Genomic DNA, 21,978 nt, shown 5'->3' with positions numbered 1-21,978 from the left:
CTATCCTGCAAAATGCGGTTCATTCAGCAATTGCTGGTCTTTGTACTGCAAATCAAAAATCCGTTTATACAAACCGTTTTTCTCGATTAACTCTTGATGTGTTCCCCTTTCTTTTACCTTGCCGCCGTCCAAAACGAGAATTTCGTCGGCATGTTTCAAAGACGAGATTCTGTGGGCGATAATGAAAGTCGTCCGATCCCGCATGACTTCCTTGAGCGCAAGCTGGATGCGGTGTTCGGTCTCCATATCGACGGCGCTTGTCGAATCATCCAAAATCAGAATGCTCGGATTGAGGCAAATCGCCCGCGCGATTGCAATCCGCTGTTTTTGGCCTCCCGAAAGCCCGAGCCCCCTCTCGCCGAGCATCGTCTCATATCGGTCTGGAAGCTCCATAATAAAGTCGTGGGCCTGCGCCCTTTTCGCGCTTTCAATGATGTCATCCATCGAGGCATCCGGTTTTCCATATGCAATATTCGAGCGGATGGTGGATGAAAACAAAAACGATTCCTGAGGCACGATACCGATATTGGAGCGCAGCATCTTTAATGAATAGCTGGAAAGCGGCTTGTCATCAATCGTGATCATTCCCGCTGTCGGTTCGTAAAAACGGCTCAACAATTGAATAATGCTGCTTTTCCCGGAGCCCGTCGCCCCGATTAAACCAATCGTTTTCCCGCGGGGAGCTTGGAAGGAAACGTCATGCAAAGCTTCCGCGTTATCCTTTGTATATCGAAGGGATACATTGCTGAATACGACATCCCCATTCAGCCGTCCGCTTTGTTCCGGTTGGCCTCGGTCGGTGATTTCCTCGTCTTCGTCAAGAATTTCCAACAAGCGTTCTGCTGACGCTTTTGCTTGTGAAAACAAGTTGATCACATATCCAAGGTTCATAATCGGCCACATCATATAATTGACAAGACTGAAAAAAGCGACGAGCTCCCCCGGGTTTAACCGATTTTGAATGACAAGCCAGCCGCCGAACGACAACAGAGCAACCAGACAGATATTGCCGATAAACTCCATCAAAGGGAAGAACTTTGACATGATATATGAAGCATGTAAATTTTTCGTTCGAAAGTGTTCGTTTGAATGAGTGAAATTCTGAATTTCAAAGTCTTCTTTTGATAGGGATTTGACGGTGTTGATTCCGCTGATGTTTTCCTGAACTTTTGTGTTTAAACGGGCGAATGATTTTCTAATTTTTCGAAAAGCAGGATGCACTTTTTGATCAAACCGGTAAACCGCAGCGCCGAGAAACGGCAGCGATGCGATTGTTACGAGCGTAAGGGGCACAGAATAAGAAAACATAACAGAAAGGCTCAAGCTGACAAGCAGGATGAAGCGAATCGCTTCTGCAAAGCCGAAAGATAAAAAGAATCTGATTCCTTCGACATCTGCGGTCAACCGCGACATGAGATCCCCTGTTTTTGCGCTGTCATAATATTTAAACGAGAGGCGCTGCAGCTTCGCATACAGCTCTTTTCTCAAGCTGTAGACCGAGCGGATGCCGAACATATCACCGAGATATTGATGAAAAAAAGTAGCTGCCCCCTTAACCGTCATGACTGCGATAAATCCTAAGCTAATCCACATGACCAAGCCGTATTCGCCGCCGAGTATCACTTCATCAATCGTCAGCTGCAGCATAATCGGATAAATCACAGTGATCGCGGTCATTAAAAGCATTGAAACGAGCGACAGCACAAACATTTTTTTATAAGGCCAATAAAAGGATTTCAGTTTTTTAAGAGACTCCATTCGCACCAGCACCTTTCCAATTCATGTAAAACTAGGACACATCATTTAATATATCGATTTCCGAAATAAAATTCCACCGATTTTAAAAAATTCAGACTTATTATGGAGACTTTGCACCTCTCACGTTTGAAATTTACCTCTCTTGACATCTTAAAAAATATGAAGCTTATATAAAGGAAATTTTTTGATGAATGAAGGAATTTGATGTAAAATAATAGAAAATGTTATCAAATTATGAATGACGGAGTTGATTGCAATGTCGAAAAGAGAGACTTTGAAAAAACGGCTTCTCCTCTTAGGTGAATTGGAACAGAAAATCTGGAAAGACATCAGGAAAGAGCGTGAAGGGATCTATGAAAGATTGGGAGAACTCGACAGGCAGATCCAGCGACATAGACGTTCCAATAAAGAGTATTATGCTGCACATTGCGTAGACATTATTAAACAGCAAAAAGAAAAAATTGTCACAACGAAAGAACTGAAGATGAAGCTCAAGGAAAGAACCAACTTCAACGTTCACCGTATTAGTGAGCTTTATGAGCTCATTCAAAAATTAGAACCAAACATTTCAAAAGAAAGGCGCGGGTGTTTTCTCTATCTCGGAAACAACTCAGACAAAAACGGCAGCCGGTTATAGAACAAGCTATAACCGGCTGCCGGCTGTTTCACCCTCCGCTGACCGGGGGTATGAAAGCAACTGTGTCACCTGATTTCACTTCACTGTTGCCCCTTGTATACACCTCATTGACAGCGATCATCGCCCGGTCTGTTCCTCTGAGGCTGTATGTTTCCTTCAAAAACTGCCTGATTCGGTCTGTCGTTGTTTCCTCTGCGTCCAGATCAATGCTTTGTGCGCCCGCCTGTTCCGCAAGGTGGGCAAACAGCAATATTTTAATCATGTTCAGCACCTCTTTTATCGTTTGAAGCAGCAGCTTCAATGTCTGGTTTTCCCTCCGGGTATGCAGTTGTTTCAAGCTGGTCGCCGATCCAGGATTCACCGTTTTCCCAATGCTCTTTTTTCCATATTGGCACGATTTGCTTGATTCTTTCAATCGCATATTCGTTCGCTTCATAGGCCGCTTTCCGGTGAGGGGAAGAAACCGCGATGACAACAGCAGCTTCCGATATTTCCAGCCTTCCGATCCGGTGGGTAATGGCTGCCTCTGCCCCCGGCCATTTTTGCTTGATTTCTTCTCCTATTTGAGCGAGCATGCTGACTGCCATCGGAACATAGGCCTCATATTCCAGATAGAGCGTCCTCTTTCCTTTTGTCCATTCTCTGACTGTACCGATAAATGTCGTAATAGCTCCGGCTTCTCTTTTCTCGACTTTTTTGACGACATCTTCGATCACAATCGGTTCTTGGGTGATGACGAATCGTTCAGACAAACGCCTTCCTCCTTTAAGTGGTTTAATATATACGACATTGCACCGGGATCCGCAATATGAAAGGATGGTACACCGTTCGGCACTTCACGCGGCTGACTGTCCCGGTAAATGACGGCGATGGTGCCCGACAATTGTTCAAGCAGATGGCCGTCTGCTTCATTTCTGACCATGACTACTTTTGGGAAGGCCGCTTGTTTAAACCCTTCGATCAGCAGGCAGTCAATCGGCATGAGGCTGTATAGTGCAATCAGCTTCTCCAGCGTCCAATCACCTCGGGCGCTAAGCTGAAGCACCCCCGCGCCTTCAACACCGGAAACCGCTGCACCGGCGCGCCAAAACCGGTCGGAATCCTTTCCCTCTGTCAAAGCTTCCGGTTCACCTCCATGACCGTGGTGTTTCAGGCAGCCGACCTTCACACCGGAATGTTCAAGCTTGTCAGCAAGCATTTCCACAAACGACGTTTTCCCGCTGTTTTGATACCCTACGATCTGGAGGATTGGAAAATGTGCGGCCATAGCTGGTCACTTCCGTTCTCATCGCGAAATAAAAGCACATGTGCCCGCATTCCCGCTTCATAGCCTCTTGTTCCTCCTGGCAAGACCAGGAGGGCATTGGCATCAGCTAGCGATGTGACAGCACCCGATTTATCGAGGCCGACCGGTTCGGCGTGAAGTGTCCCTTCTTTGATGGAGACAACAGAACGTACAAACCTTGCAAACGGATTCGGTTTCGGAAAATCTTTGGTCAGAACCGCTTCTGCACACAAAGGATACGGTTTCGGATCAAGCAGCGTGGTTTTTATGGATGGCTTCACAAACAGCTCAAAACCGACGAAGCAGGCGGACGGATTTCCTGACAGCCCAAAAAGCAATTTTCCGTTTAATTGGGCGACTGTCGTGACGCTCCCGGGGCGCATCGCCACTTTATTGAACAGCACTTTAGCGCCGAGCTTCTCATAAATGGCCGGCAGAAAATCAAAATCACCAACGGATACTCCGCCGGTTGTCACCAGAAAATCAACCTTATCCAAAGCGTTTTCAACGGCTTCAAAGCTTTCATCAAAATGATCTGAGATCTTTCCGAAATAAAGCGGCCGCCCTCCCGCTTCTTCCACTTGGGCAGCGACCATGCTCGCGTTGCTGTTGCGGATTTTTCCGGGAACGAGGGGATCGCTGACGTTCAAGAGCTCTGTTCCAGTGGCGATAATGCCGACCACAGGCTTCTTGATCACGGGAACACAGGCATATCCAAACGTCGCAAGCAAAGCGACAACCCCCGATGTAATCCGCGTTCCTTTCGTTAAAAGAACAGAGCCTTTTTCCGCGTCTTCTCCCATTTTTGAAATGTTGTCCCCAGGCTTAAATGAACGCTTCAGCTCCATGTAGTTCCTGCCGCCTTCTGTATATGCCTTCGTCAGCTCGAGCATGACAACCGCATCCGCACCTTTTGGGATCTGCGCTCCCGTCATAATTCTGACGGCTTGAAAAGGACCGAGTTTCTTTTCAGACACTGCCCCTGCTCCGATATGATCAATGACTTCAAATTTGAGCGGATGTTCCCTGGCAGCGCCGGCAGTATCGGCCGCACGGACGGCAAAACCGTCGTATGGCGAACGGTCAAATGCCGGGACATGGTGGTCGGCCAATACATCTTCAGCTAAATATCGATGCAGGCTTTCTTCAAGGTGAACCCACTCCGTTTCCCCCTGTTTTTGAAACTGTGAGACAAGCTGTGCAGCTTCATAGACGGCGATCGGTTTTCTTTTTTCCAACATTCAAAAGACCTCCTGTTTCTACATTCCGATGACTCGCGCCAATACTGAGTTGGCTTCTTTAATATCGTTTGTGCCGTGAACCAGAGCCCTTCCATCGTGAAAAATGACGATCCGAAACGCTTCATATGCGACATGAAGCAGATAGTCATTCGCCTCAACCTTTCCGATCCCGGCAAGTCTTTCTTTAAGCTCCTGCTTCGGAATACGCTTCAGCATGTCACTGCGAATCTGGACGGTTTCCCTTCCGCAAAGCACAGCCGCTTTCTTTTGGCTGGCGTCCTGAATAAAGGGATAATCCGGCGTTTTGCCGCATGACGGGCATTCCTCATTCCTGTCTATCTTCATCTTAAAATGAGTGTTTGCCCATAAATCGAACGTGACAAAATTAGTTTGGAGAGCTTCATGGCGACCCGTCAACATCTTTAATACTTCAGCCTGCTGAAAGGCCGACACCATTTGCACGGCAGGGGAAATAATGCCCGACGTATCGCATGTCGCTCCCCCAATCGGTATTTCCCCGAACAAACAGGCAAGACATGGCGTGCTTTTCGGAACGATCGTCATGTACATGCCCTGACTGCCGACACAGGCCCCGTAAACCCACGGCGTGTCCGTCAACTGTGCCAAGTCATTAATGACCATGCGCGTCTCAAAATTGTCTGTTGCATCAATGACGGCATCGGCCTCTTCAATAAGCGGCTTCAACGTCTCGGGGTTGCCGTCTGCAACATATGTATAAAGCCTGACATCTCGATTTATTTTTGAAAGCCTCTTTTTCGCCGCAATCGCTTTAGGCAGCCGTTTTTCCGCGTCTTGTTCAGCATAGAGCGACTGTCTTTGCAGGTTGCTCCATTCGACATAATCGCGATCGATGATGGACAACGCGCCGACACCCGCCCGGGTAAGCCCTTCGGCAGCTGCTGTGCCGAGCGCTCCGGCTCCGACAATCAAAACATGGCTTTTCCTTATCTGATCCTGCCCCGCTTGGCCGATGTTTTGATATCTGATTTGCCTCGAATACCGTTCATGCATCAGGATAAACTCCTTTACTTCCTTTTCTAGTATCATATCATGTTTTGCCGTGAACATCTTTTCCCGCAGCCTTTAAAAACGCCTGCAATCTATGATAAAACATTTCATTCCGGAAAAAACGCTTCTATCTTTTTTAAATCCGACTTTTTATTGACATTTAGAAATTCCCAAGATTCTGCGCCGATCGCTTGTGCTTCAATATACTTGACACGAATGCGGTCGAGGAAGCTCTTGATCTTCAGCTCATCTTGCAGAAGCTGTTCATATATGATGTGTTTGATCCGTTTGTGGTAGACGGCCGCAAGCGGCTGCGCCCTTCCGTCTGCAACCGCGACAACGGCGTCGCTCTCAGGCGTCAGCTGTTCGGTTAAAGCCTTGATTGTCGCGTGGCGGATAAGGGGTGTGTCACAGGCCAACACAACATATATGTCCCCTTCCTCATGCTCCATCGCCGTATATATGCCGGCGAGCGGGCCTTTCCCTCTGAAAGGCTCTATATCTTCCCATACTGTTTTTTCTCCGTACGACTTGAACCGTTCGGTCAGGCCGGGATGGCTCAATATCAGCGCTTCACCGCCAACTGCCTGTTTGCACCATTGATAAAGAGGCTTATTTTTCCACATTGCAAACGCCTTCGGTTCTCCAAACCGGCGTGATAATCCGCCTGATAAAACAACATAAACGGGCTTCATTTCTTTCACAGCCTTTCTTTTTCAAAGCAACAACCCTCTTCAAAAGCATAGCAAAAGTGCGGAAAGACGAACAAGTTTACAAAACGGATTTTTTGGGGAGACATGATCGGTCCGGCTTTTGCATATTGTAGTTGTAACATTTTTAGGAGGCTAAAATCACCATGAAAAAAACACCGGGTTCACTGCCTTACTTTCATGATTTATCACAGGAAAATCTCTTTTTAAAAGCGGAGCTGGCCAGGTGCCATCAATTGATTCACGAGCTTGAAGCAAGCTATTTTCACCAAAAAAACCATAAGCTCAATCAGGAAAATGCCGCAATGAAGGAGAAACTGCAGCAGCTGACACTGGAGCTTAAACGGGTTTCAGCCAACCGGGAGGAAGAGTCGGGGGATGCACTCAGCCGCATCAAGAGCGAATTATTGAATAAAATCGTTGTGCTCCATGAGCTTCTTCAAACAGAAACGTTTAAGCGGAAACAAGAAATCGAAGAAAAACACCGCCTTCACTTGGCAAAAATCAAATCCGAAGCGGAGAAAAAAGGCTTACATAAACAAATAGAAAACGAGAAACTCAATGTAGAAAAAGAAAGAAAGCTCAGGGAAACAACCGAAATCAACTTGAAAAATATCGCTGAAGAAAATAGCAGACTGAAAGATGAACTTCATGCTAAAAACCTGCAGCTGAAGGAGATTGAATCCGATGTGGCTTTATTAAAAGAACGGGTGGCAGCAACGAAAAAGCGTCTGTTGGAAGCCGAAAAAACGAAAGAAGCATTGTTTTACGAAACGATTCTTTCCTACAAAAGGCAGCTTGATGAAAGCGATAAGTGGATTGCTTCTCATTTTGCTGATATTGACACCTTCCGGGAAACGGAGCAAGCGCTTGAAAAAGACAAAGTGAGTGATGTATTCGCACGTTCAGAACAGGTGGAGACGGTCCTGCAATCGGTAACAGAGCAAGTTGACATGCTGCAAAAACAGCTGAGCCTCATTCAAGCCAATGACGCTAAAATGGAGCAAAAAATCGAAGAGTGGAAAAACCAGACGAAAGAGGAAAGTTCCCCGCAAAAATGGGTCTACAAAATCAGCAGAAAAGACAAAGAATCAAAACCATTAAATTAAATACCACTTTAAGTAAAAAAATGGTTTTTACAAAAAAACTGCTTGAGACGTTTTTCTCAAGCAGTTTGGTCAGACGGCGGATCGACAATCGACCGCCGTTTTTTTTTTGAAAATGCAAGCGCTATCTGGAAAAAGCAAGGATTAAATCTATTGCTGTTCAGTCTCAGTCTCGGTAGAGATTTCGCCCTCTAGTATATATTGTCCGCGGTATGGTTTTTTGACTTCCGGGTACATCTTGATCAAGCTTTGCATGAAGGTTGTCATATTCGGGATCTCAAGTCCGCTTTCTTTTTCAATTTCTTTTTGAAGTTCGGAGCTTTTGATTGCCGCATTGTGGCGTTTTAATGTTTTAATCGCCGCTTCACGCAGTTTTGCAGCCTTTGACCCCGGACGGGCTGTTCCCCTTCTGCGCCTTGTCGTTCCGTCTGGAATTCCGGCAGGCAGTGCGGAGGCTTGCGGAGAAGTCTGCTGCTGGTTTTTTTGAGATGTATGGGGCTGCTGTTGCTGCTGGTAGCTTTTCATCTCTTGTGCAGCCAATTCAGCTAAAACCGGGAGTGATTCGCTTTTTCGCTCTGTTCGAAAATCTTTTTTTGTATCGTTAAAGCTGGATGGGCGATCCAATTCGCGCAGCTTGGCATAAATATTATCACGCTCGATTTGATACTCCCTAATGACCTTAATCTCAGCCTCATTCAGCTGCTCTAATCTTAAACGCAATGCTTCCCTCTCGTTAAACATACCGTTTATACCCTCCTATCAGAATAAATAAACCTTCTAATAAAAATATTAGATTACCAAACTAATTTTATCAATTATTTTTTCGTTTTTCTACTGCTATTTCCCGTTAAGAAAATAGAACTAAATTTCCACAAAAGTTAGAGCCGCGGGAGTTTTTGAAGCATTTTGACCTACTCTACACCTTGTGTCGAATTATGGTAAATAATGAAGAAACCTAGAAAAATACTTTTTACAAGAACATAATTTAAAGGTTGAAGGTTTTGCCCAACATTAATGGAAAGTGTGAGAAATCGCTGATCATTCCGGCTTATAAATCCAGAATATTCAAAATTGGCAGATTTCCTCTGTCGAAACAGGGTATATTTATGCGGGAAAGCGCGCCGGAATTCTTTTTAGTGAAAAGTGGGACGTTAGGCTTATCCTAAGAAAGAAACAGTGTCTTATGGTCTATTTATAGAGAGGGGCGGAAAGCGGAAATTTTTTTGATTTTTTTTTTGAAAGGGCCGCCCTGCTAAATAAAAAACCCCCGGCAAAGGGGCTTTTGATCTCATTCGGCAGATTGTTCTGTTTCAGAAAGAACGCGGTTGACGCGTTTTTCGAGCATTTTCATTCCGCTGCCTCCGGCTTGAAAATGGCGAAGCTGGCCGGTCTTGTCAAATACATAATAAGCAGGGACATATTCATTTTCAAAAGCATCCGTTAATTTATGTTCGCTGTCAACAAAAATCGGCTGTGTAATATCGTGCTCAGCCGCTACCTCTTTAATTTTGTTGATGTCCAGGTCATCTTCTGAACGCGGCATATGAACGGCGACAACGTTCAGTTTATCACTATATCTGTCGCGGAATTCGTTGACTTGCGGCATCGCCTCTTTGCACAGGTGGCAGCTGATTGACCAAAAATGGATCAATGTCGGCTTTTCGCCGATCAGCTGTTCCTTTGTCACTTCTCCGTTTAACCATTCCTTTGCGCCAGTGAGCTCTGGCATAGGCTGACGTAGTTTCATGTTTTTTCCTCCATTGTGATTGTAGTCGATGAAAAAGGCCTAACAAATGTTAGACCTTTCCAATCTCGTTTCATCTATAAGAGACGAAATTAAAGCGTTGCTTGACCAGGTTTCCAGTTTGCAGGGCAAAGTCCGCCTGTTTGCAGCGCCTGCAGAACGCGCAATGTTTCATCAACATCGCGGCCAATGTTGTTATGGAAAACAGTTTGATATTGCATTTCGCCTTCCGGGTTAATGATGAACAATCCGCGGAGAGCGACGCCTTCTTCCTCGATCAGCACACCGTATTCACGGGAAACTTCATGGTTTGTGTCGGCTGCAAGCGGATATTTCAGCTGGCCAAGACCGTTTTCTTTGCGGTCTGTGTTGATCCAGGCAAGGTGAGTGTGGATTGTGTCGGTTGATACGCCGATCACTTCCGCATCAAGGTCTTCAAACTCGTCATAGCGGTCGCTCATCGCTGTGATTTCTGTCGGACACACGAAAGTAAAGTCCATCGGATAGAAGAAAAGCACAGTCCATTTGTCATTTTTCATGTTTTCTTCCAAGCTAACTTTACCGAATTCTTTGTTTGGAAGCACAGCTTCCATTTCAAAACGAGGCGCTTGTTTTCCTACCATGCGTTCTGCCATTTTATGTATCCCTCCAATAATATTTTTGGGTTCTGCTACCCATATCAAAATGAGAATCCAAATTAAAAATTCTCACTTAGTTAATAACATCACATATTTAATTATAATGGTTGTCGTTTTTTTAGTCAATATTAATTGATAATGAATTTAAATTAGTGGCATCTTTTTTGCTAGATCTTGACATTTCATTTTCTAAAAAGAGTGTACCACGCCTCAGGAAAGGAAACAAATCATTAGCTTCTGCACGTGAACAAGTAAAAACCGAAGCTTGAACTTCGGTTTTATCCCTGATTAATGTAGTTTTTGCTCAACCTGCTGACAAATTTCATCGGCTGTCAAACCGGTGGCCTGAATGACAGATGCCCCGGTCATCGTATCCGAGATCCCGAGCATGTCGTGATCAAGGCCTGTGACAACACAGCAGTCGCAGCCTTTAGCATCATCTTCGGTTTTCATCAAGACAACCTCATACCCTTTTTCCTTTAATGCAGCCTCAACATCTGAAAGAGATTGTTCGATTCCGATTTTTTTCGACATGAAGAAACACCTCCATCATTTAAGATGCCACATTTGCCTGGATTTTATACCAGTTTGTGCATCTAATTGGCGCGGGCTGAGAAATAAGCGGTCATCACGCGGACGGCTGTCTCAAGGGCTTCTTCTTTCGGTTGGAGTTTGGCATGATGAAGCCCGTACGGAGAATCGACACCGAGCCAAAACATAAAGCCCGGATATTTTTTCAGCATATAGCCAAAATCTTCGCCCGTCATCGCTTCTTTGGAACGGATCACTTCAGCCAGTCCGTTTTCTGAAACAAACTGCATGAAGTCTTCGACCAGTTCGCTTGAATTATAAACCTGATGATATGCCGCGGGATAGCTGACTTTTCCTTTGCAATGGTAGGCAGTCTCCAGACCTTTTACCATCGCTTCGATCCTTCTTTTCACCTCATCCATTGATGCGGGTGAAAGCGTCCGGATCGTACCTTCAAGCTTTGCTTTTTGGGCGATGATGTTTTGCGCAGATCCTCCCGTGATCGTCCCGATGGTGATCACCGCACTGTCCAGCGGGTCCACGTTTCTGGCGACGATCGACTGCATTTGCGTGACAAGCGAACTGGCGGCCACCACCATATCCTCGGCAAGATGCGGATATGCCGCATGCCCGCCCTTTCCTTCAAGCTCGATGACAAGCTCTGACGTATTGGCAAACAGAAGCCCGCTTTTTGTCCCGATCGTTCCGACAGGAAGCTCAGGTGCGATATGCAGCGCCGTTATCATGCTCGGCGCCCACTTTTTAAACGGATCGCTTTCAAGCATCGGCTCCGCTCCCCCGGGACCTTCCTCGGCCGGCTGAAACAAAAACAGAAGATCCTGTTTGACCGGATGATGGACGAAGTGATCGATGATGCCAAGCGCTATCGTCATATGGAAATCATGTCCGCACGCATGCATGTTTTGCGGATGAACGGAAGCGAAGGAATATCCCGTGTCTTCTTCGATAGAAAGCCCGTCCATATCCGCTCTGTACGCTAAAATCTTGTCAGGCGCGGTTCCTTTAATCTTCACAAACAAGCCGGTCTTCCACTTTTCAATCTCAAGCCTGTTCTCGGGATACTTTTGCAAAAGGTTCAGAAGGTAGGCCTGTGTTTTATATTCCTGAAATCCGAGTTCCGGAATTTGATGCAAATCTCTGCGAATGGCTGATAGCTGCTCCAATTTCATTTTCTTAACCTCCCGCCTATACGAAAAGGCGTGGATTTTCAATCCACGCACTTTTTGATGCCGCTGATTAAAGCTGGCGCAATTCCTGTTTAATTTCTGTTTTGCCTTTTGTTTTTTCGTCGATATCTTTGATTTTTTTCGCAGGTGTTCCAGCGACTACCGTGTACGGCGCAACATCTTCGACAACGATCGCGCCGGCAGCGACCACCGCGCCTTTTCCGACTGTCACACCTTCAAGGACAACCGCGTTTGCGCCGATGACTACGTCATCTTCAATGACGACAGGCTTTGCGGAAGGAGGCTCGATTACACCGGCAAGCACAGCCCCGGCTCCGATGTGGCAGTTTTTGCCGACAGTGGCTCGTCCCCCGAGCACGACGTTCATATCGATCATCGTGCCTTCGCCGATCACAGATCCGATATTGATGGAAGCGCCCATCATGATCACGGCATTGTCGCCGATTTCCACTTGATCGCGGATGATCGCGCCGGGCTCGATGCGCGCTTTGATGTTTTTCAAATCAAGCATCGGAATCGCTGAATTGCGGCGGTCGTTTTCGACGACATGGTCTTCGATTTTGCTTTTGTTCGCTTCAAGCGCAGCTTGAATCTCGTCCCATTCTCCGAAAACAACGCCCGTGTTTCCCGTAATAAAAGTTTGTGCGGAAGCACCGAAATCGATTCCTTCAAGATCGCCTTTCACATACACTTTGACAGGTGTTGATTTCTTACTATTTTGAATAAATGAGATAATCTCATTTGCATCCATCATTTTCATTATGTAAGTCCTCCTTCTTTTTTTCTCTCATTACTGTATCAAAGGAAAGGTGTAAAAACAAGAAAAAAAGGAACCGGCGGCTCCGTTTCCTTTTTGCCTCTTATCAAGCCGGCACCTCGCACTTTTTTGCAAATTCCCTGCCGAAATCCAGCAGCTGATTTTCTTCTTCGCCCTCCGGGTTCATCTCGATTTTGACAGACGGAATCACGATTTCTCCGCCAAGCTCCTTGATTTTTTCTTCAAGGATGTCGACCGCCCCGCAAAAATGTTCGTAGGATGTATCACCCGACCCGAACACGGCAAACGTCTTGCCGCTGAAGTCCAGGCCTTCCATATCTTCATATATATCCAAAAACTCATCTGGGAGCTCTCCGTCCCCCCAAGTATAGGCGCCGAAAATCATATGCTCATAGTCATTAAAAAGCGCCGCGTCAATATCCATTGCTTCATGGCGGTCAACATCGGCCTTTCCTTCCAAAAGGCCTTTCTCAATTAAATCCGCCATCGCTTCCGTGTTTCCGGACATGCTTGCATAAACAAGTAAAACTTTCCCCATGGTGATGATTCCTCCTAAACACAATGTAAGTTCAGTGAGCTGCTTGAGGCTCCTCATACGGTCTGACAAATTTGCATTCATAGAGTCCCGCGCAAAAGAAATTTTCCTTCTGATTGGCCACTCTGAAGCCGTGCCCTTTAATGGTGTCAAACCATTTCAGCTCTTTTTCAAAAAAGTCAAGCTGATAGATTCTTGAGAATCCGTCCCGATCCTGGGCTGATGTGACATAAATGATCCCGTTGTCCTCCGATACATCAAGAAAGGTTTCTTCTTTATCATCGATGTCCGGTCTGATGCGTATCTCCTCATGTGTGTGGATATTGAGCATGTCGACAGCTCCATGCTTTCCTTTTTTTGATCCCATCGCACAAACCAGCCATTTTCCGCCGATGGCGATCATGGATGCAGTCATCCGCTCCGCTTCCTTTTTCACTAGAAAAGCGGTGTCTTGATTGAAATCATAGGCCCATACACCGCCGTGAAGCTCATGGATTCTCGTGCCGATGAACAGACGGTTTTCATGGAGACAAAGCGAACGGATCACCGGCGGATTATACAATTCTGAAAACGGCTTGACGATCTTCCAGGACACTCCGAAATCATCGGATATGTAGATGCAATGTTTGCCGTGAGCACACACAAATCCGTCATTCCGCCCTGTAATGGACCATATCGTTGCGTTTGTCGGAAAACTCGACAAAGACCATGTCAGCCCCTGGTCAGACGATCTGATAATAGTGCCGGATTCCCCAACACCAAACAAATAATCGCCGATATAGGTGATCGAACAGATTTTGCGTTTCAAAGGAAAAAGCTTTTTCCAGCCGTGTTCAAAAGAATAATGAAAAATCCCTTCCCGTTTAATGGCGACAAAATAGCCCGAATGTTTTGCGGATGCGACGGCTGTAGCCCCTTTATGAAACATGTGGCTCAGCCTGCCGCTTTTGATGTTCCGCCCATCTGATAAAGCCTGCTGCAAATTCTCTGCAGCACTCTTTGTCTTCAGCTGTTTCAGGGGCCAGCTCACATTTTAAGGTTTCGGCAAAAAGGTCGGCTCCCGTCTGTTCAAGCATGCTGTAAAATGTGTTTACCGCCTCGCAGAACTGCGGATATGCATAGTCCCCTGAACCAAAGCAGGCCGCTTTTTTCCCTTTTAAGTCCATGGCTGAGACCTCTTCATAAAACGCTTCGGCCTCATAAGGAAGATCACCGTCCCCCCATGTGTATGAGCCGATTAAAATGTAATCAAATTCAGGCAGTGAATCGATGTCGACATCATCCATCTCCTGACAGGAGACGTCAAGGGAATGCTCTGTGAACACATCCCGGATGATCATCGCGATATCTTCTGTATTGCCAGACATACTGGCGAATGCAATCAATGCTTTAGACAACTGAACCACCTCAGAGTAATTGATAATGATTTTCATTATTATATAGATACACTTTAAATGATAATGATTATCAATGTCAACAAAAGATATCAAAAAGGCAGCCTTCCTTAAGGAAGCACTGCCTTTTTGATGGTTTATTCCATTGATGAACAAGCTTTGACAACCTCTAAAAACGCCTGAACTTGTTTAAGCTGAAATGCCGGTTCATATCCCAACAGCCACGTATCCCTTCCGATAGCCTGTCCCTTCGAGTCAAGCAATGGCATTTTATGAACATGGCTTCCGCTGCCAACAAGTGTTACGGAAGGAAGGATCGCATAGCCGATTCCGTGAAAAGCCATTTGTTTACAGGTTTCAATTTGATCGACAATGATCGTCTGCTTCGGTGATGTTTTAAATTTTTGATGCCACCAATGCTGAATTTCCTGGTAGTAGGTGCTGTCGCTTTTAAACTGAATAAAGGGCCGCTCGGTTTTGGCGATATCCTCAATGTTTTGGATTTCCGTGTCAACGAGGTACAATTCGTCTCTCATCACATAATGCTTCGGTCCTTTCCACTCGGGATTCCCTCTGATAATCCCGATGTGAACGTGGTCTTCATAAAGGCTTTTCAGCATTTCGCTGCTCCAGCCTGTGATAAGCGAAATTTTAACGTTCGGATATTGTTTGACATACGTTTTTAAGACTTTGGGAAGCCAGTGCTGGCCGATAATAGAAGCGGCTGCCAGCTTCAGTGTGCCATGAATTTCCCCTTCCAGCTCATCAATATTTTCCTTGACCTTTTCCTGTTCCAGTGTCACGTCTCTGGCAAACTGGATGATTTTTTCTCCTGCGCTTGTGACGGTGAGGCCTTTTTGCGATCTTAAAAAGATTTTCGTCCCCCATGACTTCTCGATCGTCTGCAGCCGCTGTGAGAGAGCAGGCTGGGAAACAAACAAACGTTCAGCCGCCTTTCTCATGTTTAATTCCTCCGCCAGTACGACAAGCATATAAAGTTCCTGAAGCTGCATTGACACTCCTCTTTTCAATAAGTTTTTCTTATCATTCATTTTACGCAAATGGCTGTTTCTTCATCAAGCAGGAAAAAACACTTTGGAAATATTTGCGGGGGAAATGGTGGGGAGTGAAAAAAACCTTGCAAATGAAAAATAGGCTGCTTTTCGCGCCTATTTATTAAATGTCCGAAGGTGTTTGTTCAACTGTTTTAAAACGACCCGCCGCGTAAATATGCCTTCAAAAACCTGATCCTCATTTTCAACACAAACAAACGCATGGTTGATCACCAATCCGAACCCTTTTAAGATCGGATCATCTGTCTTCAGGCGGGGAATGTCTGTCAGCATCACATCTTCGACATGCATTTGATCAAGCTTTTCAAATTCGATTCTTTCGAGTCCAAAAATTTTATCCATGATCATGTTGGTCCCGATTAATCCATGGAGACGGAAAGACGCATCAAGTACAGGGATGGCTGTATAACCGGTTTTCGTCAGAACGAGGAGGGCGTGTTCCAGGTTGTTTCCGACTTGAACATGGGCTACTTTATCAGCATCAATCATATATTGACCCACTGTCGCTTCAAGAAGCTCATCTGATTGCAAACTAATCATGATTTTTCGACTCCCTTTCAACTGTAATCCATCAACGCATGTTTTCCCTATACTACTATAATATAAACATTATCAGTTTTTGTCGAAAACTTTCCTTTTTTCAAAGATCAGTTTCCCACTTAAAAACGCGCTATGAAACAAAAAAGATACTCAGATGAGTATCAATTGATATAATTTGGCCTAATTGTCAGACCGGACACGGTCATATAAGGTTACCAGCTGTTTATATGTGTGGCTATCCACGTTTTTTGTACCCGTCTCTATATCATTGATCTCACTGCTTAACAGCTCTACGGCGTATTCATGGTTCAACAGTACGTTCAGCAACAGTTTTCTCTCTTCTTCTGAAAAGCGTTCCATTCTTAACCAGCCCCCTAATTGATTTAGCTAGAGTCAGAAGCTATATCTTCTCTCTAGTTTCTATAGGGCTAGAATATGAAATAAAAATTTAATCGTCAACCGCACATTTCGACATCTGTGCGATTTTCTTGCAAACAATTATTTTGTATATCGGTTTGCATAACTGGAAGCTGTATAGGAGTCGGGTTTGATTTTGGCGCAGATCCCCATCGAGGTGATCCGCCCTGTCATTTCCTGAATTAAATCCTTCGTCATCCCTTTTTTTCCGATATCCAAATGAACTTCAAGGGTCAAATCTGCTCCCTCGTCTGTAAACGGAAGAAGCAGATCCGTGATTTCGGTGAAATAGTCATTCAGAAGATATGCGGCAATTTCCTGACTGTAAGCCGTTTCCAGCGATATTTTCTCTCTGAGGCTATGTATCGGTCTTTTCACAATGGTGTTTTTTAAACAGCCCCATGCACCTTTGCCTTTGCGGTGCAAATGAATGGCAGTGATGAACTTCGTATAGTCCTGATGGATCTGAGAGTCCGTTCCGACCGACAGCAGATAGATTGAGCGCGGGTCATGAAGAATGAACGTCTTGAGCTTTTCGATCACTTCAGGAAAAGTCATTTGATCTTCAGAAAGATTGTAAAAAAGAAAAGAATCCGCCATTGGAATGCCCCTTTTCAATTATGATCTGAACCGAAGATGAACGTTAAAGCCTGCTACCCTTTTTTCGTCGGTATATTTTTCAAGCTGAATCCGCAGCTGTCACATTTGTATATGAGATTTTGATTGGACTGTGCTGTCAGGACCTGATCCATATGCTGCACGCTGTGGCAATGCGGACAAATAACGCCTGGAAATTTCATTCATATCCTCCTTATGCTTGAAGCAGTTCGAAGATCTCGATTGAAATCATATCGATATTGTCGAACGGAAACGTTGTAGGCTTATCTCCTTGTTGGTAAACTGTCAGCTCAAACGTTTGGTTTTTTTCAAAGTATTTTACACTGCATATTTTTTCCCCGTTTACTTCGAAATAGCGCTGCGTCGGTTCGCCGGCAGCCTCCGCAGTCTCTTGAAGGCTCTGCAGTCTCGTGATGATACCCATTAATTGTGACATTCTAAAAAAGACTCCTTTCAAAAAAACAACTTCAGGATCAACAAGTATTAATTATAATACAAGTTCTACACGCATCATACCACAAAGTATCAGGCGATGGCATTTTTCCTTTTCCTATCAGAAAAAGAAAACCGCTTTTTATAGTTTGAGTTTTCCTTTGAATGTCATACATAAAAAAATTTTGCAGACGAATCAGGCAGCATATTTCCGTTTTCGGGTGTCATCATTTATTTATTGACCATGCGGGTTGTTTTATTCCAAACCCAGAATTTTTCGCGCAAATAAAAAACTTGGCGGGGGCAGCGCCAAGTTTTTTAAATCTTGATCTGATAGAGGGGTTGGGGAACAGAGAGGTTTATCTCTCTATGGTTAAATGATAATGATTATCACTATCATTGTCAACTGTTTTCTGCAAATTTTTTTAAAAATGTGAAAGTCCAGCACTCCTCACGCGGACTCTCAAGCACAGAGTGCAAAAAAAGCGGCTCTCTCGGCCGCTTTTTAAATTAAACCATCCTGTTCATATAAATAGGAGTAAGGCAGATCAATAAACAGATACAGCTCTTCATCCATCGGATAGGAAAACGTTCTGATCATTTCTCCCGTTTCGATGTCGCTGTACAAATCACTGAAAAACCCTTTCCTCATCGTCCGCATTCTCATAATGTTCTCAAGAAAATACGGACGCCAGCTCCAGTTCTTGCCGATGTACTCCGGCTGAAACAGCCATGTTCCATCACGTTTATACACGTTTTTTGTCAGCTGAAAGCCGTCTTCATTGCACATGTAGATTCTGAAGCTGCAGTCGGTCAGCTCTTTTCCAAGGTGCAAGAGAAAGTCATCATCTGTTTGACTCGTTTTTTTCAACGATGTCACAAGCTGATGCACCCTTTTATAAAATTGTTCCGAGTGGTCATACAACACTTCGAGCTTCTTTTTCTCATGGGCGATGAATTGATGAAATTCAGCCTGAAGCCGGTCCTTCAATAAATCCCGTTCAACAAACTGCGGCCTCGGCAACTGTAAATACTGCCCCTGAAAATAGCGGCCTCCGTTTCGCCATGCGTACTGAAGCTGAAAGTTCGCTTCGATATCTTCGTACAGCAAGGCTGCGCCGATTTTTCTCGCTAAGAGCGATATGCTGTAAAGTACATATTCATAGGAAGGCGAAGGCGAGGACATCTTGAGCGGCTGAAGGTCAATCTTTAACAAATCCGGGGAAAGCAGGGCGATTCTGTCGAGATTGCTGCTTTCTTTTCCGATGTTGTCAACAGCGACTTTAATGCCGTATGTACGGTAATACGTCAGCAAATGGTGCAGCTGCTCAATATCCCCTTCAAAATGCTGCTCCGTGATTTCAATGACGAAGCGGTTCAGTTCGAGCCCTTTATCGCGATACTCCATCAAAAGCTCGAGGAACGATTCTCCGTGATCCATCATCAGCACATTGGCGTCTTGATTGATAAAGATCAAAAGGTCCGGGTCGCTGTCTAAAAAATGGTCAAGCGCCTGGCGGATCACTCTGAAATCAACCTCTGTTTTATATTCTTCAGGAATTGATGGATCAGAGAAAAAAGGCCCGAGGCTCTGAACATCGGATTCAACCTCGATTCGCCCCAGCACTTCATAGCCGATGACCTTCTGCTCTTCAGCGCTGAAGATTGGCTGATAATAAGGAATGACATTTTCAATGTTTGTTAAAATGTCGAGTGGATCCAACATGGCATATCACCTGCTTCTCATCTTTGTATGATTATACCATACCGCATCACACCTTGACATCGTTAAAACGGACGGGGGTTGAGCCATTGACCGCCGTCCATTGTCACACACTCTCCGTTTATATATGCGGCATGTTCGGACAGCAAAAATGATGCAAGCCCCGCGATTTCCTCAGGCGTTCCCAGCCTTCCAAGCGGAACGCTTTTGATCGTTGAAAGCGCCGCTTCTTCTGATTCAAACAGTTTTTCCGCACCGCCCGTCCTTTCAATCGGCCCCGGAGCGATCGCATTAACCCTGATCCCGTAGGTTCTCCCCCATTCGACGGCAAGCGTTCTTGTCAATGAGAGGACACCCGCTTTGGCCGCAGCGGAATGTACGACACCCGCCCCGGCTCCCCATGCATAGGTCGCCACCATGTTTAAAATCTGGCCTTCTTTTTTATGTTTCATCCAATATCTCCCGACCGCCTGACTGCAATAGAATGTCCCGTTCAACACGATGTCAATGACAGCCTTCCAGCCGTTGACGGACAGCTTTTCTGCCGGACAAATAAAATTGCCGGCCGCATTGTTCACGAGAGCATCTATCGTCCCAAAGCGGGCCGCCGTTTCATCAATCATGTGTTCCACATGTTCAACCGACCTGACATCCATCTGACATATCGCTACCTGCCCGGCGAATGTTTCGATCTCTTCTTTGGCCGCCAGAAGCGTTTCTTTTGTTCTCCCGGTAATCATCACATTCCAGCCCTGTTCGGCCTGCTTTCTGGCAATTGCTTTCCCCATTCCGCTTGATCCGCCGGTCACGATCACAACTTTTCTGTCCATTTTCCATCCCCCTTTTTCGTGAATGAGCATTCATTCAATAGACAGTTTACCATATCCGTTAAAAAAAATTAACAAAACTCGCAGATTGTCCTGATTTCCTTGGACGGATGATATAATGTAAGGATTCCTAAAAAAGGTTGGTTGATCATGAAAAAGCTTTCCAGAAGACAATTTTTAAAAGGGGTGTTGGGTCTTGCCGCGGCTGGTGTTTCAACAGCGGCGGGAGGCTACGGGTATGCCCGCTACCTTGAACCGCACAGCTTAGAAACAAATTTCATTCCGATCAGACATGCCCTTATCCCTAAAGGATTTGACAAATTTCGGATCGTCCAGTTCAGCGACACCCATTTGAGCGAGTACTTTACTGCAGACGAGCTTTTACATATCGTCGGACAAGTGAATCACCTCTCGCCTGATTTGATCGTATTCAGCGGAGATCTCATTGATAAACCTCATCTTTACAAAGATCATAACCGGGTTGTTTCAGCCTTGAAAAAGCTTAGCGCCCCTTACGGAAAGATTGCCATCTACGGCAACCATGATCATGGGGGCTACGGAACAAAAGTCTATCAGACGCTTATGGCTTCAGCCGGATTTAACGTGTTTCGAAACCGTTTTATGAACCTTGAGCTGATCGACGGCAGCAGGATTGAACTGGCTTCTCTCGACGACTTAATGCTCGGCCGTCCCAACTATGAAGCCGTCCTCTCCAACCTCAGCGAAAAGGCCTTTTCGATTTTGCTGGTCCATGAACCGGATGCCGCGTTAACGGCACAGAATTATCCCGTCAACCTGCAAATCTCGGGACACACCCACGGAGGCCAGGTTCAGCTCCCGATATTCGGCCCTCTGATCACCCCTCCGTACGGTGAAATTTATACGGAAGGAATGTACGAGCTGAACGGGATGAAAATTTACGTCAATCGCGGCATCGGGACAACAAGGCTGCCGCTCCGTTTTTTGTCGAAACCTGAAATCACCGTATTTCAATTGGAATCAAGATAAATCGCTCCGGTCTTTTGGCTCAAAAAAGGAAACATTTGCATACATTAAGACAAATAGAAAAAACGCCCGCTCCTTTTCACCTCATTCCAAACTCAGGAAAACGAAACTTCCACAGCCTCTTTCCGTCTAATATAAAGCAGCGGAAAAGGCTCCTTTTTCGTTTTAAAAAGGAGATGTTCATAAGACATTGCTGATGTATCAAGTAAAGCCGGGAGAAACATGGGAAAGCATCGCCCGCGATTTTAGAACGTCGCGCACGGCGCTGGTTCAGGCAAATCCAGGTTTGAACGGCGGCCCGCTTTATGCTGGTCAGACCATCGTGATCCCGGGAATCAGAAATCCGGACACAATCCCTTACCGGATTGTCGTGTCGCTTAGCGCCAAAACCCTGCAGTTGTTTGATCGGGGACGATTGATCAAAACCTATCCGGTTGCAGTCGGTAAAATCCTCTCACAGACGCCGAGAGGCGAATTCTATATTGTCAATCGGCAGCCGAACCCGGGCGGGCCGTTCGGTGCCTATTGGTTAAGCCTGTCAAAAATACACTACGGCATCCACGGAACGAATAACCCTGCCTCAATTGGCAAAGCTGTTTCAAAGGGATGTATCCGCATGCACAACCGGGATGTTCTGGAACTAGCTTCGATCGTGCCAAACGGAACCCGAGTGTCCATTACGCCATAAACAGTACATTCCAGACAAAACAAATTTGAACAATATACCGTATTATATTAAGATATAGTAG

Annotated in this window: 28 protein-coding genes; 4 read left to right on the top strand and 24 right to left on the bottom strand. The window is 45.5% G+C overall.

Going from position 1 to position 21,978, the window contains the following annotated elements; genetic code table 11:
* Entirely contained in the window at positions 1 to 1,758 is a 1,758-nt protein-coding gene (locus P3X63_RS08280) for an ABC transporter ATP-binding protein (RefSeq protein WP_277692725.1), read from the bottom strand.
* A gap of 256 nt (positions 1,759 to 2,014) precedes the next feature.
* On the opposite strand from P3X63_RS08280, the gene P3X63_RS08275 reads away from it, so the two are divergent.
* Positions 2,015 to 2,395, top strand: coding sequence for a Rok-like winged helix domain-containing protein (locus P3X63_RS08275; protein WP_277692724.1), 381 nt, complete (start codon positions 2,015 to 2,017; stop codon positions 2,393 to 2,395).
* Between the two features lie 28 nt (positions 2,396 to 2,423).
* On the opposite strand, the gene moaD is transcribed toward P3X63_RS08275, so the two are convergent.
* The 6 genes from moaD to mobA form a co-directional block, all read right to left on the bottom strand.
* Positions 2,424 to 2,657: a molybdopterin converting factor subunit 1 gene (gene moaD, locus P3X63_RS08270; protein ID WP_026586785.1), complete on the bottom strand. Its 234-nt coding sequence runs from the start codon at positions 2,655 to 2,657 to the stop codon at positions 2,424 to 2,426.
* The gene (locus P3X63_RS08265; protein WP_026586784.1) at positions 2,650 to 3,147 is read right to left on the bottom strand and encodes a molybdenum cofactor biosynthesis protein MoaE; all 498 of its coding nucleotides are present in this window, start codon (positions 3,145 to 3,147) and stop codon (positions 2,650 to 2,652) included. The genes moaD and P3X63_RS08265 overlap by 8 nt, the downstream gene beginning before the upstream one ends.
* Positions 3,108 to 3,662: a molybdopterin-guanine dinucleotide biosynthesis protein B gene (mobB, locus tag P3X63_RS08260; RefSeq protein ID WP_026586783.1), complete on the bottom strand. Its 555-nt coding sequence runs from the start codon at positions 3,660 to 3,662 to the stop codon at positions 3,108 to 3,110. Before mobB ends, P3X63_RS08265 begins: the two co-directional genes overlap by 40 nt.
* Positions 3,629 to 4,921: a molybdopterin molybdotransferase MoeA gene (locus tag P3X63_RS08255; RefSeq protein WP_277692723.1), complete on the bottom strand. Its 1,293-nt coding sequence runs from the start codon at positions 4,919 to 4,921 to the stop codon at positions 3,629 to 3,631. Before P3X63_RS08255 ends, mobB begins: the two co-directional genes overlap by 34 nt.
* 18 nt (positions 4,922 to 4,939) lie before the next feature.
* Positions 4,940 to 5,953, bottom strand: coding sequence for a MoeB/ThiF family adenylyltransferase (locus P3X63_RS08250; RefSeq protein WP_026586781.1), 1,014 nt, complete (start codon positions 5,951 to 5,953; stop codon positions 4,940 to 4,942).
* Between the two features lie 104 nt (positions 5,954 to 6,057).
* Positions 6,058 to 6,645: a molybdenum cofactor guanylyltransferase gene (gene mobA, locus P3X63_RS08245; RefSeq protein WP_077737234.1), complete on the bottom strand. Its 588-nt coding sequence runs from the start codon at positions 6,643 to 6,645 to the stop codon at positions 6,058 to 6,060.
* Positions 6,646 to 6,806: 161 nt separating this feature from the next.
* Between mobA and P3X63_RS08240 the strand changes: the two genes are divergently transcribed.
* The gene (locus P3X63_RS08240; RefSeq protein WP_026586779.1) at positions 6,807 to 7,769 is read left to right on the top strand and encodes a coiled-coil domain-containing protein; all 963 of its coding nucleotides are present in this window, start codon (positions 6,807 to 6,809) and stop codon (positions 7,767 to 7,769) included.
* Between the two features lie 147 nt (positions 7,770 to 7,916).
* Here P3X63_RS08240 and rok read toward each other — a convergent pair whose 3' ends face one another.
* The 17 genes from rok to fadH form a co-directional block, all read right to left on the bottom strand.
* Positions 7,917 to 8,507 carry a transcriptional regulator Rok gene (rok, locus tag P3X63_RS08235; RefSeq protein WP_026586778.1) on the bottom strand — a complete coding sequence of 197 codons (591 nt, stop codon included), beginning with the start codon at positions 8,505 to 8,507 and terminating at the stop codon, positions 7,917 to 7,919.
* A gap of 547 nt (positions 8,508 to 9,054) precedes the next feature.
* Entirely contained in the window at positions 9,055 to 9,513 is a 459-nt protein-coding gene (locus tag P3X63_RS08230) for a TlpA family protein disulfide reductase (RefSeq protein ID WP_026586777.1), read from the bottom strand.
* An 89-nt stretch (positions 9,514 to 9,602) separates the two neighbouring features.
* Complete coding sequence (ahpA, locus tag P3X63_RS08225) at positions 9,603 to 10,145, bottom strand: biofilm-specific peroxidase AhpA (RefSeq protein WP_026586776.1); 543 nt, start codon at positions 10,143 to 10,145, stop codon at positions 9,603 to 9,605.
* A 291-nt stretch (positions 10,146 to 10,436) separates the two neighbouring features.
* Entirely contained in the window at positions 10,437 to 10,682 is a 246-nt protein-coding gene (locus P3X63_RS08220; protein ID WP_026586775.1) for a YkuS family protein, read from the bottom strand.
* 62 nt (positions 10,683 to 10,744) lie between these two features.
* A complete protein-coding gene (locus P3X63_RS08215) occupies positions 10,745 to 11,869 on the bottom strand; it encodes an N-acetyldiaminopimelate deacetylase (protein WP_077736903.1) in 1,125 nt (374 codons plus the stop codon).
* A gap of 67 nt (positions 11,870 to 11,936) precedes the next feature.
* Positions 11,937 to 12,647: a 2,3,4,5-tetrahydropyridine-2,6-dicarboxylate N-acetyltransferase gene (gene dapD, locus P3X63_RS08210; RefSeq protein ID WP_026586773.1), complete on the bottom strand. Its 711-nt coding sequence runs from the start codon at positions 12,645 to 12,647 to the stop codon at positions 11,937 to 11,939.
* 103 nt (positions 12,648 to 12,750) lie between these two features.
* The gene (locus P3X63_RS08205) at positions 12,751 to 13,203 is read right to left on the bottom strand and encodes a flavodoxin (protein ID WP_026586772.1); all 453 of its coding nucleotides are present in this window, start codon (positions 13,201 to 13,203) and stop codon (positions 12,751 to 12,753) included.
* Positions 13,204 to 13,234: 31 nt separating this feature from the next.
* A complete protein-coding gene (locus P3X63_RS08200; RefSeq protein WP_077736904.1) occupies positions 13,235 to 14,128 on the bottom strand; it encodes a WD40/YVTN/BNR-like repeat-containing protein in 894 nt (297 codons plus the stop codon).
* On the bottom strand, positions 14,118 to 14,597 hold the full coding sequence (locus P3X63_RS08195; RefSeq protein ID WP_026586770.1) for a flavodoxin: 480 nt from the start codon (positions 14,595 to 14,597) through the stop codon (positions 14,118 to 14,120). Before P3X63_RS08195 ends, P3X63_RS08200 begins: the two co-directional genes overlap by 11 nt.
* Positions 14,598 to 14,731: 134 nt before the next feature.
* A complete protein-coding gene (locus P3X63_RS08190) occupies positions 14,732 to 15,607 on the bottom strand; it encodes a transcriptional regulator CcpC (protein WP_026586769.1) in 876 nt (291 codons plus the stop codon).
* Between the two features lie 156 nt (positions 15,608 to 15,763).
* Positions 15,764 to 16,207 carry a cyclic-di-AMP-binding protein CbpB gene (gene cbpB, locus P3X63_RS08185; RefSeq protein WP_026586768.1) on the bottom strand — a complete coding sequence of 148 codons (444 nt, stop codon included), beginning with the start codon at positions 16,205 to 16,207 and terminating at the stop codon, positions 15,764 to 15,766.
* A 180-nt stretch (positions 16,208 to 16,387) separates the two neighbouring features.
* Positions 16,388 to 16,567 (bottom strand): antirepressor AbbA, encoded by a 180-nt coding sequence (gene abbA / locus P3X63_RS08180; RefSeq protein WP_026586767.1) that lies wholly within the window; start codon positions 16,565 to 16,567, stop codon positions 16,388 to 16,390.
* Between the two features lie 138 nt (positions 16,568 to 16,705).
* Positions 16,706 to 17,224 carry a ribonuclease H-like YkuK family protein gene (locus P3X63_RS08175; protein ID WP_026586766.1) on the bottom strand — a complete coding sequence of 173 codons (519 nt, stop codon included), beginning with the start codon at positions 17,222 to 17,224 and terminating at the stop codon, positions 16,706 to 16,708.
* A 53-nt stretch (positions 17,225 to 17,277) separates the two neighbouring features.
* Positions 17,278 to 17,424: a hypothetical protein gene (locus P3X63_RS08170; RefSeq protein WP_179115733.1), complete on the bottom strand. Its 147-nt coding sequence runs from the start codon at positions 17,422 to 17,424 to the stop codon at positions 17,278 to 17,280.
* Between the two features lie 11 nt (positions 17,425 to 17,435).
* On the bottom strand, positions 17,436 to 17,678 hold the full coding sequence (locus P3X63_RS08165) for a YkuJ family protein (RefSeq protein WP_026586765.1): 243 nt from the start codon (positions 17,676 to 17,678) through the stop codon (positions 17,436 to 17,438).
* 501 nt (positions 17,679 to 18,179) lie between these two features.
* Positions 18,180 to 19,400 carry an EAL domain-containing protein gene (locus P3X63_RS08160; RefSeq protein ID WP_277692722.1) on the bottom strand — a complete coding sequence of 407 codons (1,221 nt, stop codon included), beginning with the start codon at positions 19,398 to 19,400 and terminating at the stop codon, positions 18,180 to 18,182.
* A gap of 62 nt (positions 19,401 to 19,462) precedes the next feature.
* Entirely contained in the window at positions 19,463 to 20,227 is a 765-nt protein-coding gene (fadH, locus tag P3X63_RS08155) for a 2,4-dienoyl-CoA reductase (RefSeq protein ID WP_077736906.1), read from the bottom strand.
* Positions 20,228 to 20,374: 147 nt separating this feature from the next.
* On the opposite strand from fadH, the gene P3X63_RS08150 reads away from it, so the two are divergent.
* Positions 20,375 to 21,232: a metallophosphoesterase gene (locus P3X63_RS08150; RefSeq protein WP_026586762.1), complete on the top strand. Its 858-nt coding sequence runs from the start codon at positions 20,375 to 20,377 to the stop codon at positions 21,230 to 21,232.
* A gap of 187 nt (positions 21,233 to 21,419) precedes the next feature.
* Entirely contained in the window at positions 21,420 to 21,917 is a 498-nt protein-coding gene (locus P3X63_RS08145; RefSeq protein WP_026586761.1) for a L,D-transpeptidase family protein, read from the top strand.
* Positions 21,918 to 21,978: the final 61 nt, after the last annotated feature.

This window comes from Bacillus sp. HSf4, assembly GCF_029537375.1.
GTDB lineage: Bacteria > Bacillota > Bacilli > Bacillales > Bacillaceae > Bacillus > Bacillus sonorensis_A.
Note: the sequence above shows the minus strand (reverse complement) of the source record. Positions and strands in the feature narration are given on the sequence as shown.